This window comes from Pseudomonas sp. Leaf129, from assembly GCF_001423465.1.
Lineage (GTDB): Bacteria > Pseudomonadota > Gammaproteobacteria > Pseudomonadales > Pseudomonadaceae > Aquipseudomonas > Aquipseudomonas coleopterorum.
Genome location: NZ_LMOC01000006.1, coordinates 509,897 through 522,184, shown reverse-complemented (window position 1 = coordinate 522,184; position 12,288 = coordinate 509,897). Strand labels below are relative to the sequence as shown.

12 protein-coding genes and 3 tRNA genes are annotated in these 12,288 nt (G+C 63.5%); all 15 read left to right on the top strand.

Annotation, left to right across the window (positions count from 1 at the left end):
- Nucleotides 1-26 precede the first annotated feature (26 nt).
- The 15 genes from truA (at nt 27) to arfB (ending at nt 12,276) form a co-directional block, all read left to right on the top strand.
- The gene (gene truA, locus ASF66_RS10445) at nt 27-899 is read left to right on the top strand and encodes a tRNA pseudouridine(38-40) synthase TruA (protein ID WP_056843790.1); all 873 of its coding nucleotides are present in this window, start codon (nt 27-29) and stop codon (nt 897-899) included.
- 39 nt (nt 900-938) lie between these two features.
- Nucleotides 939-1,565 carry a phosphoribosylanthranilate isomerase gene (locus ASF66_RS10440; protein WP_049862178.1) on the top strand — a complete coding sequence of 209 codons (627 nt, stop codon included), beginning with the start codon at nt 939-941 and terminating at the stop codon, nt 1,563-1,565.
- 164 nt (nt 1,566-1,729) lie between these two features.
- Complete coding sequence (gene accD / locus ASF66_RS10435; protein ID WP_049862177.1) at nt 1,730-2,650, top strand: acetyl-CoA carboxylase, carboxyltransferase subunit beta; 921 nt, start codon at nt 1,730-1,732, stop codon at nt 2,648-2,650.
- Nucleotides 2,647-3,954, top strand: a complete 1,308-nt coding sequence (gene folC, locus ASF66_RS10430; RefSeq protein WP_056843789.1) for a bifunctional tetrahydrofolate synthase/dihydrofolate synthase — start codon at nt 2,647-2,649, stop codon at nt 3,952-3,954. Before accD ends, folC begins: the two co-directional genes overlap by 4 nt.
- On the top strand, nt 3,938-4,579 hold the full coding sequence (locus ASF66_RS10425) for an SPOR domain-containing protein (RefSeq protein ID WP_049862175.1): 642 nt from the start codon (nt 3,938-3,940) through the stop codon (nt 4,577-4,579). Before folC ends, ASF66_RS10425 begins: the two co-directional genes overlap by 17 nt.
- A 181-nt stretch (nt 4,580-4,760) precedes the next feature.
- Nucleotides 4,761-5,318, top strand: coding sequence for a CvpA family protein (locus tag ASF66_RS10420; RefSeq protein WP_049862174.1), 558 nt, complete (start codon nt 4,761-4,763; stop codon nt 5,316-5,318).
- 41 nt (nt 5,319-5,359) lie between these two features.
- Nucleotides 5,360-6,865 (top strand): amidophosphoribosyltransferase, encoded by a 1,506-nt coding sequence (gene purF / locus ASF66_RS10415; RefSeq protein ID WP_056843788.1) that lies wholly within the window; start codon nt 5,360-5,362, stop codon nt 6,863-6,865.
- 14 nt (nt 6,866-6,879) lie between these two features.
- Nucleotides 6,880-8,091: an O-succinylhomoserine sulfhydrylase gene (locus ASF66_RS10410; protein ID WP_056843787.1), complete on the top strand. Its 1,212-nt coding sequence runs from the start codon at nt 6,880-6,882 to the stop codon at nt 8,089-8,091.
- 218 nt (nt 8,092-8,309) lie between these two features.
- Nucleotides 8,310-8,385: transfer RNA gene (locus tag ASF66_RS10405), tRNA-Val, on the top strand.
- A 68-nt stretch (nt 8,386-8,453) separates the two neighbouring features.
- Nucleotides 8,454-8,530 (top strand) — tRNA-Asp (locus ASF66_RS10400).
- A gap of 94 nt (nt 8,531-8,624) precedes the next feature.
- Nucleotides 8,625-8,701 (top strand) — tRNA-Asp (locus ASF66_RS10395).
- Nucleotides 8,702-8,831: 130 nt separating this feature from the next.
- Nucleotides 8,832-9,026, top strand: coding sequence for a DUF1289 domain-containing protein (locus ASF66_RS10390; protein ID WP_056843786.1), 195 nt, complete (start codon nt 8,832-8,834; stop codon nt 9,024-9,026).
- Between the two features lie 112 nt (nt 9,027-9,138).
- Entirely contained in the window at nt 9,139-10,308 is a 1,170-nt protein-coding gene (gene rluB, locus ASF66_RS10385; RefSeq protein WP_056843785.1) for a 23S rRNA pseudouridine(2605) synthase RluB, read from the top strand.
- 168 nt (nt 10,309-10,476) lie between these two features.
- Entirely contained in the window at nt 10,477-11,850 is a 1,374-nt protein-coding gene (locus ASF66_RS10380) for an amino acid permease (protein ID WP_056843784.1), read from the top strand.
- Between the two features lie 12 nt (nt 11,851-11,862).
- Entirely contained in the window at nt 11,863-12,276 is a 414-nt protein-coding gene (gene arfB / locus ASF66_RS10375; protein ID WP_056843783.1) for an alternative ribosome rescue aminoacyl-tRNA hydrolase ArfB, read from the top strand.
- Nucleotides 12,277-12,288: the final 12 nt, after the last annotated feature.

The window sequence follows — 12,288 nt, the reverse complement described above, 5'->3', positions numbered from 1 at the left end:
TCGCTTAACCAACAGGCTGCAACTTCGTGCAAAACATCGACAACTCGGCCGCCGAATCGGCGGCCGACGGCTTTTACCGTATCGCGCTGGGTGTGGAGTACAAAGGCTCGCGCTATCGCGGCTGGCAGCGCCAGGCGTCGGGCGTGCGTACCGTTCAGGAAACCCTCGAAGACGCTCTGAGCAAGGTCGCAGCCTCGCCCGTCTCGCTGATGTGCGCCGGCCGCACCGACGCCGGGGTTCACGCCTGCGGCCAGGTGGTGCACTTCGACACCCAGGCCGAACGCAGCATGAAAGCCTGGGTAATGGGCGCCAACATCAACTTGCCCCACGACGTCAGCGTCACCTGGGCCAAGGTCATGCCGCCCAATTTCCACGCGCGCTTCAAGGCCATCGCCCGACGCTACCGCTACGTCATCTACAACGACCAGATCAGGCCCGCCCACCTGGGCGAGGAAATCACCTGGAATCACCGCCCGCTGGACGTCACCCGCATGGCTGCCGCCGCACAGGCGCTGGTCGGCACCCATGATTTCAGCGCCTTCCGCGCCGGTCAGTGCCAGGCCAAGTCACCGATCAAGCAACTGCATCACCTGCGGGTCACCCAGCACGGCAAGATGATCGTCATCGACGTGCGCGCCAATGCCTTCCTGCACCACATGGTGCGCAACATCGCCGGCGTGCTGATGACCATCGGAACCGGCGAGCGGCCCATCGAGTGGGCTGCGCAAGTGTTGCAGAGCCGGGTGCGCAGGACCGGCGGTGTCACTGCCCATCCGTTCGGGTTGTACCTGGTGCAGGTCGAGTACCGTGACGAGTTTCCTCTGCCCGAACGCTACATCGGCCCGCACTTCCTGACCGGGTTCGACACACTGGCTGACGTTACCGACAGCATTTGCTAACATCCGCCGTTCCCTAGCCAAGTCGAGGTACTCGCCGACATGTCAGCCGTTCGCAGCAAAATCTGCGGTATTACCCGCATAGAGGATGCTTTGGCCGCTGCGCACGCCGGTGCCGATGCGATCGGGTTGGTGTTCTATGCCAAAAGTCCGCGGGCGGTGAACGTCCAGCAAGCCCGCGCGATCATCGCCGCGCTGCCGCCGTTCGTGACCACTACGGGCCTGTTCGTCAACGCCAGCCGCTGCGAGTTGGGCGAAATCCTCGATGCCGTGCCGCTGGACCTGCTGCAGTTCCATGGCGACGAAACGCCGGCCGAGTGCGAGGGTTACCACCGTCCGTACATCAAGGCCCTGCGGGTGCGCCCCGGCGACGACCTGCAGGCAGCTTGCCGCGCCTATCGCAACGCCAGCGGCATTCTGCTCGACACCTTCGTGGCCGGCGTGCCCGGCGGTACTGGCGAAGCCTTCGACTGGTCGCTGGTGCCCGAGCACCTGGACAAGCCGATCGTGCTGGCCGGCGGGCTTCACGCGGGCAACGTCGCCCAGGCCATCACGCAGGTCAAACCCTGGGCGGTGGATGTCAGCGGCGGGGTCGAGTCGAGCAAGGGCATCAAGGACCACGGCAAGATCGACGCTTTCATCAAGGCGGTGCGTGGGAGCGGCATGTGACGGCGCGCTGCCCGGCACCGTCCATACGTTTCGCGAAACGCGCGGCACGCAGGTATCAAGCCTGCGCCACGCTCGCCCACGCATTCGTTTCATATCTGAACACGCTCAAGAGCATGCGCGGGACCTGGCCAGGCCAGCAGTCCCCGGTACTGGAGAAATAAAGCATGAGCAACTGGTTGGTAGACAAGCTGATCCCTTCGATCATGCGATCGGAAGTGAAGAAAAGCTCGGTGCCCGAAGGCCTGTGGCACAAATGCCCGTCCTGCGAAGCAGTGCTGTACCGTCCGGAGCTGGAGAAGACCCTCGACGTCTGCCCCAAGTGCAACCACCACATGCGTATCGGTGCGCGCGCGCGCCTGAATATCTTCCTCGACGAAGAGGGCCGTGCCGAGCTGGGCGCCGATCTGGAGCCGGTCGATCGCCTGAAATTCCGCGACGGCAAGAAGTACAAGGATCGCTTGACCGCCGCGCAGAAGCAGACCGGTGAAAAGGATGCGCTGATCTCCATGAGCGGCACCCTGCTGGGCATGCCGGTGGTGGCCAGCGCCTTCGAATTTTCCTTCATGGGTGGCTCCATGGGCGCCATCGTCGGCGAGCGCTTCGTGCGCGCTGCCAACTATGCCCTGGAAAATCGCTGCCCGATGATCTGCTTCGCCGCCTCCGGTGGTGCGCGCATGCAGGAAGCCCTGATCTCGCTGATGCAGATGGCCAAGACCTCGGCGGTCCTGGCGCGCCTGCGCGAAGAGGGTATTCCGTTCATTTCGGTGCTGACCGACCCGGTCTACGGTGGCGTCTCCGCCAGTCTGGCCATGCTGGGTGATGTAATCGTTGCCGAGCCCAAGGCGCTGATCGGTTTCGCCGGCCCGCGCGTGATCGAACAGACCGTGCGCGAGAAGCTGCCCGAAGGCTTCCAGCGCAGCGAGTTCCTCATCGAACATGGCGCCATCGACATGATCATTTCGCGCCAGGAACTGCGTCCGCGTCTGGGCAGCCTGCTGGCTCAGTTCATGGGCCTGCCGACGCCCACGTACGTGGCCGCTCCGATCGAGCCCATCGTGGTGCCACCGGCGCCTGCCAACGTATGACCGAGCGTAGCCTGAGCCAGTGGCTCGCCTACCTGGAGCAGTTGCATCCGGCGGCCATCGACATGGGCCTGGACCGTTGCCGCGAAGTCGCGCAACGCCTGGGCCTGGGCAAGCCGGCCGAACGTGTGGTGACGGTCACCGGCACCAACGGCAAGGGTTCGACCTGCGCCTACATCGCTGCACTGATGCAGGACCGCGAGCTGAAGGTCGGGGTCTATGCCTCGCCGCATCTGTTGCGCTACAACGAGCGGGTCGTGATCGATGGCCAGCAGGCCACCGACGCCCAGTTGTGCGAAGCGTTCACGGCCGTTGAAGCGGCGCGTGGTGCGACCACCCTGACCTATTTCGAGATGGGCACCCTGGCCGCGTTCTGGTTGTTCCAGCGTGCCGAGCTCGACGCCGTGGTTCTGGAAGTCGGCCTGGGTGGTCGGCTCGACGCCGTCAACCTGGTGGATGCCGACCTCGCCGTGATCACCAGCATCGGTCTGGATCATGCCGAATACCTGGGCGATACCCGCGAGTCGGTGGCCTTCGAGAAGGCCGGTATCCTGCGTGCCGGCGTGCCGGCCTTGTGCGGCGATATCGATCCTCCACAGCCATTGCTCGATCAGGTGGCCACCTTGGGCTGTCCGCTCTATCTGCGTGGTCGCGACTACGATTTCACCGAGCATGACGATCACTGGTCGTGGCGAGGCGTGGACGTCGAAGGCTACCCGGTCGAGCTGCTGTCGTTGCCGCTGCCCAGCCTGCCGCTGGAGAACGCGGCGCTGGCCCTGCAAGTCTACGTCGCCCTGGATCTGCCGCGCGACGCCGCGCGCATCGGGTGGGCACTGGCGCACACCCGCGTGGCCGGTCGCCTGGATCGCCACCGGGTGAACGTGGCAGGCAAGACGGTCGAGATTCTCCTGGACGTAGGGCACAACCCGCACGCTGCGCGCTTCCTGGCCGAGCGTCTGGCCCGCCAGCCTCTGACGGGCCGGCGTCTGGCGGTGTTCGGCCTGCTGGCCGACAAGGATCTGGCCGGCGTAGTCGAGCCACTGGTTCCTGTCATCGCCGACTGGGCGGTGGCACCGCTGAAAACGCCTCGCACCCGGCCAGCCGCCGAGTTGAATGCTGCACTCCTGAACCTTGGCGCCACCACGACGTCTCATGGCAGCCTCGCCGATGCGCTCGAAGCGCAGTGCGAAGCAGCGGGCGAGGGTGACGAGATTCTGGTGTTCGGCTCGTTCCACTGTGTCGCCCAGGCCTTGAAATGGATGTATGGCAACGTAGAACGGGAGAACGTGGATGGCATTGCCCAGTAAGGTGTTCAAGCAGCGCATGATCGGCGCGTTGGTGCTGATCGCGCTGGCGGTGATTTTCCTGCCGATGCTGTTTTCGCGGCAGGACGACACCGTGCGCCAGGTTCAGGTGCAGGCCCCGGCAGCACCCCAGGCGCCGGCCGCGCCACAGGTACAGGTCGAGCCGGTTGCCGTGCCCGAGCCGCAGATCATCGAGTCCGAGCCAGTGCCTCAGCAGGCCCCGGTGCAGGCGAGCGCGCCGAGCCAGCCCATCCAGCCGGTGCCCACAGCGCCTGCCGCAGCTGCGAAGAAGCCAGTGGAATCGGTGCAGCCCTCGGCACCGATTGCAGCCGCCAAGGTGGCACCGGCTGCCAAGCCGGACACCGCCAGCAAGATCGACCCCAACGGGCTGCCGGTCAGCTGGTCGGTGCAGTTGGCCAGTCTGTCCAACCGTGCCGGTGCCGACGCTCTGCAGAAGAGCTTGCGTACACAGGGCTACAACGCCTACGTGCGCTCGGCCGATGGCAAGAACCGGGTATTCGTCGGGCCATTGGTCGAACGCGCCGAGGCCGAACGGCTGCGCGATGTGATCAATCGCCAGCAGAAGCTGCAGGGTTTCGTGGTGCGCTTCGAGCCTGAGCGCGGCTGAGGACTTGGTCCGCCGTTGGATCGTGTCGCTTTCTTCGCGGCCGCTGAGCGCTGCTGCGGGAAGCTGAAGGAGCGGTCAGCGGTCGCGAAGGGGCGCGCTGCGGTGCAGGCGACAATCGCCGCTTACTACCGCGCCCGCGCTCTGCTAAAATGCGCCGCCTTATCCGTATGCAGGCCGCACCGTGGCATTTACCTGGGTCGACTGGGCGATCATTGCGATCATCGCCATCTCCGCACTGATCAGCTTGACACGCGGCTTCGTCAAGGAAGCCCTGTCGCTGGTCACGTGGATAGTCGCAGGTGGCGTGGCCTGGCTGTTCGGCGGTTCGCTCGCCGGTTACTTCGAAAATTACATCCAGACGCCATCGGCACGTGTCATCGCAGGCTGTGCCGTGCTGTTCGTGGCCACCTTGCTGGTTGGCGCCATGGTCAACTACCTGATCGGCGAACTCATTCGCGTCACCGGACTGTCGGGCACCGACCGCTTTCTGGGCATGGTCTTCGGCGCCGCGCGCGGTGGCTTGCTGGTGGTGGTGGCCGCCGGACTGCTGAGCCTGGGGCCGGTTCAACAGGATGCCTGGTGGCAGGAATCACGCCTGCTGCCGCAATTTCTTTTGGTTGCTGATTGGTCGAAAAACCTCATCCTGGGGATGTCCAGTCAGTGGCTCGCCAGCGGAATCAGCGCACCGGCTGACATTCCGTTCAAGGAACACCTCTTGCCTGCCGCGAAAGCGCAGTGAGTGGTGCTCAGTTCAGATTCATTAAGTAGGGGTTGCGTCGCATGTGTGGCATCGTCGGTATCGTCGGTAAGTCGAACGTCAATCAAGCGCTGTATGACGCGCTAACGGTCCTCCAACACCGCGGCCAGGATGCTGCCGGTATCGTTACCAGTAGCGATGGCAAGTTGTTCCTGCGCAAGGACAACGGGCTGGTACGGGACGTTTTCCAGCAGCGCCATATGCAGCGGCTGGTCGGGCACATGGGTATTGGCCATGTGCGCTATCCCACGGCAGGCAGCTCGACCTCGGCCGAGGCCCAGCCGTTCTACGTCAACTCGCCCTACGGCATCACCCTGGCGCACAACGGCAACCTGACCAACGTCGAGCAGCTGGCCAAGGAGATCTACGAATCGGACCTGCGTCACGTCAACACCAACTCCGACTCCGAAGTGCTGCTCAACGTCTTCGCTCATGAACTGGCGGTGCGCGGCAAGCTGCAGCCTACCGAGGAAGACGTGTTTGCGGCCGTCACCGACGTGCACAAGCGCTGCACCGGCGGTTACGCAGTAGTGGCCATGATCACCGGCTACGGTATCGTCGGTTTCCGCGACCCGCATGCGATCCGCCCGATCGTGTTCGGCCAGCGGCACACCGACGAAGGCGTGGAGTACATGATCGCTTCCGAAAGCGTGTCCCTGGACGTGCTCGGCTTTACCCTGATCCGCGACCTCGCACCGGGCGAAGCGGTGTACATCACCGAAGACGGCAAGCTGCACACTCGCCAGTGCGCACCCAACCCGCAATACGCGCCGTGCATCTTCGAACACGTCTACCTTGCACGTCCAGACTCCATCATCGATGGCATCTCGGTGTACAAGGCACGTCTGCGCATGGGCGAGAAGCTGGCCGACAAGATCCTGCGCGAGCGTCCCGAGCACGACATCGACGTGGTCATCCCGATCCCGGACACCAGCCGCACCGCAGCCCTGGAACTGGCCAACCATTTGGGCGTGAAGTTTCGCGAAGGCTTCGTCAAGAACCGCTACATCGGCCGTACCTTCATCATGCCCGGCCAGGCTGCGCGCAAGAAATCGGTACGCCAGAAGCTCAATGCCATCGAGCTGGAATTCCGCGGCAAGAACGTGATGCTGGTGGACGACTCGATCGTACGCGGCACCACCTGCAAGCAGATCATCCAGATGGCGCGCGAAGCGGGCGCCAAGAATGTCTATTTCTGCTCGGCTGCTCCAGCCGTGCGCTACCCGAACGTCTACGGCATCGACATGCCGAGTGCGCATGAGTTGATCGCGCACAACCGCAGTACCCAGGAAGTGGCCGATCTGATCGGTGCCGACTGGCTGATCTACCAGGACCTGCCCGACCTGATCGACGCGGTCGGTGGCGGCAAGGTCAAGATCGAGAACTTCGACTGCGCGGTGTTCGACGGCAAGTACGTCACCGGCGATATCGACGAGTTCTACCTGAACAAGATCGAACAGGCGCGCAATGACTCCAATAAGAGCAAGTCTCAGGCGGTCAGCGCGATCATAGACCTCTACAACAACTGATTGGGAGCAACGGCATGACACAGGAATGGGATGCCGGGCGACTGGATAGCGATCTGGAAGGGGTGTCCTTCGACACCCTGGCCGTTCGCGCCGGCCAGCACCGCACGCCGGAAGGCGAACACAGCGATCCGCTGTTCTTCACTTCCAGCTACGTTTTCCGTACCGCGGCCGATGCCGCGGCGCGTTTTGCCGGCGAAGTGCCGGGTAACGTCTACTCGCGTTACACCAACCCCACCGTGCGCTCCTTCGAGGAGCGCCTGGCCGCCCTGGAAGGCGCCGAGCAGGCCGTCGGTTTCGCCACCGGCATGGCGGCGATCACTGCGGTGGTCATGAGCCTGTGCAGCGCGGGCGACCATGTGCTGGTGTCGCAGAGCGTGTTCGGCTCGACCATCAGCCTGTTCGAGAAGTACTTCAAGCGCTTCGGCATCGAGGTGGACTACGTGCCATTGGCTGACGTCGGCGGCTGGGAGCGGGCCATCAAGGCTAACACCAAGCTGCTGTTCGTCGAGTCGCCGTCCAATCCGTTGGCCGAACTGGTCGACATCACCGCCCTGAGCGCGGTGGCCAGGGCCGGTGGTGCGATGCTGGTGGTCGACAACTGCTTCAGCACGCCGGCCTTGCAGCAGCCGCTGGTTCTGGGTGCCGACATCGTCGTGCACTCGGCGACCAAGTTCATCGACGGCCAGGGTCGTTGCATGGGCGGCGCGGTGTGTGGGCGCAGCAAGGAGATGAACGAGGTGCTCGGTTACCTGCGCACCGCCGGTTCGACCCTGAGCCCGTTCAACGCCTGGATCTTCCTCAAGGGCCTGGAAACGCTCAACCTGCGCATGCGTGCCCATTGCGCCAGTGCCCAGGCGCTGGCCGAGTGGCTGGAAGCGCAGGACGGGATCGAGAAGGTGCATTACTCGGGTCTGGCGAGCCATCCGCAGCACGAGCTGGCCAAGCGTCAGACCAAGGGTTTCGGCGCAGTGGTCAGTTTCGAGGTCAAGGGAGGCAAGGAGGGCGCCTGGCGCTTCATCGATGCCACGCGCTTGATCTCCATCACCGCCAACCTGGGTGACAGCAAGACCACCATCACCCACCCGGCCACCACCTCGCACGGGCGCCTGTCGCCAGCCGAGCGCGAAGCGGCAGGTATTCGTGACAGCCTGATCCGGGTGGCGGTAGGCCTGGAAGACGTGGGCGACCTGCAGGCCGATCTCGCGCGCGGGCTGGCTGCGCTGTAAGGGCTGAAGGCCTCTTCGCGGGCAGAGCCCGCTCCCACAGGGTCCTCGGATGAACTGGGGTTGTGTGGGGGCGGGGCGGGCGGCGAGCCCTCTGCCCGCGAAGAGGTCCGCAAGGTTTCACAAGCTCTGGGGTTTGACACCTTTTTCAAAAAAACTTCATACAGGGTATTGACTTAGGTTCGGTACCTGCGTAAATTTCGCGGCCTCAGCGAAGCAAAGGGTGATTAGCTCAGCCGGGAGAGCATCTGCCTTACAAGCAGAGGGTCGGCGGTTCGATCCCGTCATCACCCACCATTTCGTTGAAATGCAGCTGAGAACGCTACACCAAGCAAGACGTGCTGAAGTTCGAGAGCACACACTGCGCAGCGGTAGTTCAGTCGGTTAGAATACCGGCCTGTCACGCCGGGGGTCGCGGGTTCGAGTCCCGTCCGCTGCGCCATTTTATACACTGATTCGGTTCGCCGGGTCAGCGATCGAGAAACTCGAGAGTTCTCGATCAACAGGTTTCAAACGGACGCAAGTCCGAGCGATACGCAGCGGTAGTTCAGTCGGTTAGAATACCGGCCTGTCACGCCGGGGGTCGCGGGTTCGAGTCCCGTCCGCTGCGCCATACACAGCTTCGAGGCCCTTGAACTCTTCGAAGCGAACAAAGAAAGCGACCTTAGGGTCGCTTTTTTTGTGGGCGCGATTTGGCGGGGCCGTTGTCCAAACGATTCGGCCATCCTCGAGTACCGTTATCCATGAGCAGCAAGAACCCCTGTATCAGCGTCTGCAAGTTCACCGATGACACCTGCATCGCCTGCGGACGGACCAAGCCTGAGTGCAAGGCCTGGAAGAAGATGGACAAGGATGAGCGCCGCGACGTGAACGAGCAGGCGGCACAACGCCTGAAGGACATGAAGGGCACCGCCAAGCGGAAAAAAAAGAAAGGCTGAAAAAATCGGCTAGCCTTGGATGCGCAACACCCGTGTTGCGCGTATCATTCGCGGCCCTCCGGCGCGCCTGCGCCGAGCAGTATTCCATTCGACCCACCGGGAGGTGCTTACGATGAAAGATCTCGATCAGCAAGACGGCAGCCAGGAAATCGGCCCCGCCGGCGAAAAACTGCAGAAAGTATTGGCCCGTATCGGCGTGGGTTCGCGCCGTGACGTAGAGGCGTGGATCAGCGAAGGCCGGATCAAGGTCAACGCCAAGGTCGCCACCCTCGGCCAGCGCGTCGATCTGCACGACGCCATCACCGTGGACGGCAAGGTGATCAAGCGCGAAGAAGCCTCGGAAACCGTGCGCCGCGTGATCATCTACAACAAGCCCGACGGTGAAATCTGCACCCGCGACGACCCTGAGGGCCGCCCGACCGTATTCGACCGCCTGCCGCGCCCGCGCGAAGGCCGCTGGATCAACGTCGGCCGCCTGGACATCAACACCACCGGGCTGTTGATGTTCACCACCGATGGCGAACTGGCCAACCGCCTGATGCACCCTTCGTTCGAAATGGACCGCGAGTACGCCGTACGTGTACGCGGCGAAGTCGACGAAGACATGCTGTTGCGCCTCAAGAACGGCGTGATCCTGGAAGACGGCCCTGCGCGTTTCACCGACATCCAGGAAGCACCGGGCGGTGAAGGCTTCAACCACTGGTACCACTGCGTGGTCATGGAAGGCCGTAACCGTGAAGTGCGTCGCTTGTGGGAATCCCAAGGCCTGGTGGTCAGCCGCCTCAAGCGTGTGCGCTTCGGTCCGGTGTTCCTTAATTCCGACCTGCCGATGGGCCGGTGGCGTGAGCTGACCCAGGGTGAAGTCGATACCCTGAGCGCCGAGGTGGGCCTGGCTGCGGTCGCCATGCCGTCGATGACAACCAAGACCAAGGACAAGCTGGAGCGCATGCAGCGCAAATCCTCGCGCCCGATGGGCCGTGGCGAGCGTGTGCGTACCCTGCGTCCGGCCCACGACGGCGCGCCGTCCACCGAACAGCGCCCGGCTCGCCAGCCGCGTGGCGATTCGGCACCGGCTTCGCGCAAGGACAGTGGCCGTGGCACGCCTGTGGCTGAGCGTCCGGCGGACATGAACAAGCGTCCGGGCAAGCCAGGTGCCAAGCCTGCGGCCAAGCGTCCGGGCATCAAGCTGGTGGACGACGCGCCTTCGGGCAATCGTCGTGGCCCGGCAGCGGGCACGGGTCAGCGTCCAGGCTTCGGCCGTCGCAAGCCCAAGCCTGAGTAAGGACAGCTGATGTCCACGTGCGCCAACCTTCCAGGGTTGGCGTTTTTTTGTGGGGTGTCGGTGGGGGCCTCTTCGCGGGCAGAGACCCGCTCCCACAGAACACCAGCGTGAAGCGATAGGCTATTGCGCCTTCGATACTTCAAGCATTGAACAAGTGACTTCTCCCTGATGACTGAACCAAACCAGCTCAAGCGTGGGCTGAAGAATCGCCACATCCAATTGATCGCCCTGGGCGGAGCCATCGGCACCGGGTTGTTCCTGGGGTCTGCGGGCGTGCTCAAATCGGCCGGGCCGTCGATGATCCTGGGTTACGCCATCTGCGGCTTCATCGCCTTCCTGATCATGCGCCAGCTGGGCGAGATGATCGTCGAGGAGCCGGTCGCCGGTTCCTTCAGTCACTTCGCCCACAGCTACTGGGGCCGGTTTCCCGGTTTCCTGTCGGGCTGGAACTGCTGGGTGCTGTACATCCTGGTGGGCATGTCGGAGCTGACCGCCGTCGGCAAATACGTGCACTACTGGTGGCCGGAGATACCGACCTGGGTATCGGCCGCGGTGTTCTTCGTGATGATCAATGCCATCAACCTGACCAACGTCAAGGTGTTCGGGGAAGCCGAGTTCTGGTTCGCCATCATCAAGTTGGCGGCGATTGTCGGCATGATCGCCCTGGGCAGCTACCTGCTGGTCAGCGGCAATGGTGGTCCGCAGGCAGGTGTCAGCAACCTTTGGGAGCATGGCGGCTTCTTCCCCAACGGTGTCGGCGGCTTGGTCATGGCCCTGGCGATCATCATGTTCTCGTTCGGCGGCCTGGAAATGCTCGGTTTCACGGCGGCCGAGGCGGACAGCCCGAAGACGGTGATCCCCAAGGCCATCAATCAGGTGATCTACCGTATTCTCATCTTCTACATCGGCGCGCTGGTGGTGCTGTTGTCGCTGACCCCGTGGGATGGCCTGCTGGCCAGCCTGAATGCCTCGGGCGACGCCTACAGCGGCAGCCCGTTCGTGCAGGTGTTCTCGATGCTGGGCAGCGACACGGCGGCGCATGTGCTCAACTTCGTGGTCCTGACCGCGGCCCTGTCGGTGTACAACAGCGGCACCTACTGCAACAGCCGCATGCTGCTGGGCATGGCCGAGCAGGGCGATGCACCGCGCGCGCTGGCCAAGGTGGATGCACGCGGCGTACCGGTACGTGCGCTGCTGGTGTCGGCGGCAATCACGCTGGTGGCCGTGGCGTTGAACTACTTCGTGCCACAGCAGGCGCTGGAGCTGTTGATGTCGCTGGTGGTCGCGACCCTGGTGATCAACTGGGCGATGATCAGCTACTCGCACCTCAAGTTCCGCCAGCACCTGCAGCGCCAGGGCCAGGTGCCTTTGTTCAAGGCGCTGTGGTATCCGTACGGAAACTACCTGTGCCTGGCGTTCGTGGCGTTCATCTTGATCATCATGTTGATGATTCCGGGTATTCGCATTTCGGTGTATGCGATTCCACTGTGGGTCGGCGGGATGTACCTGTGCTATCGCCTAAAGCCCAAACCCCTGTTCTGAGCGGAGTGCCGCATGCTGGAAATCTCCAACGCCGTCCATTTGCCCGACGCTGAAATCGAACTCAGCGCCATCCGCGCGCAAGGCGCGGGTGGGCAGAACGTCAACAAGGTTTCCAGCGCGGTGCATCTGCGCTTCGACATCGGCGCCTCGTCGTTGCCGCCGTTCTACAAGGAGCGGCTGCTGACGCTGCGTGACAGCCGGATCACCGGTGATGGCGTGATCGTGATCAAGGCGCAGCAGTTCCGTACCCAGGAGCAGAACCGGGCCGATGCGTTGCAGCGCTTGCGTGAGCTGATTCTGATGGCCACCAAGGTCGAGAAGAAGCGGCGGCCGACCAAGCCCACGCTGGGCTCCAAGACCCGCCGCCTGGAAGGCAAGACCAAGCGGGGCGCGATCAAGGCCGGGCGTGGCAAGATCGACTTCTGAAAGGCGTTATCC

Excerpts from the sequence above, each read along its gene's own strand:
- ASF66_RS10440 (WP_049862178.1), top strand. The coding sequence starts at position 939 with ATGTCAGCCGTTCGCAGCAAAATCTGCGGTATTACCCGCATAGAGGAT.
- accD (WP_049862177.1), top strand. The coding sequence starts at position 1,730 with ATGAGCAACTGGTTGGTAGACAAGCTGATCCCTTCGATCATGCGATCG.
- folC (WP_056843789.1), top strand. The coding sequence starts at position 2,647 with ATGACCGAGCGTAGCCTGAGCCAGTGGCTCGCCTACCTGGAGCAGTTG.
- ASF66_RS10425 (WP_049862175.1), top strand. The coding sequence starts at position 3,938 with ATGGCATTGCCCAGTAAGGTGTTCAAGCAGCGCATGATCGGCGCGTTG.
- purF (WP_056843788.1), top strand. The coding sequence starts at position 5,360 with ATGTGTGGCATCGTCGGTATCGTCGGTAAGTCGAACGTCAATCAAGCG.
- ASF66_RS10410 (WP_056843787.1), top strand. The coding sequence starts at position 6,880 with ATGACACAGGAATGGGATGCCGGGCGACTGGATAGCGATCTGGAAGGG.
- ASF66_RS10390 (WP_056843786.1), top strand. The coding sequence starts at position 8,832 with ATGAGCAGCAAGAACCCCTGTATCAGCGTCTGCAAGTTCACCGATGAC.
- rluB (WP_056843785.1), top strand. The coding sequence starts at position 9,139 with ATGAAAGATCTCGATCAGCAAGACGGCAGCCAGGAAATCGGCCCCGCC.
- ASF66_RS10380 (WP_056843784.1), top strand. The coding sequence starts at position 10,477 with ATGACTGAACCAAACCAGCTCAAGCGTGGGCTGAAGAATCGCCACATC.
- arfB (WP_056843783.1), top strand. The coding sequence starts at position 11,863 with ATGCTGGAAATCTCCAACGCCGTCCATTTGCCCGACGCTGAAATCGAA.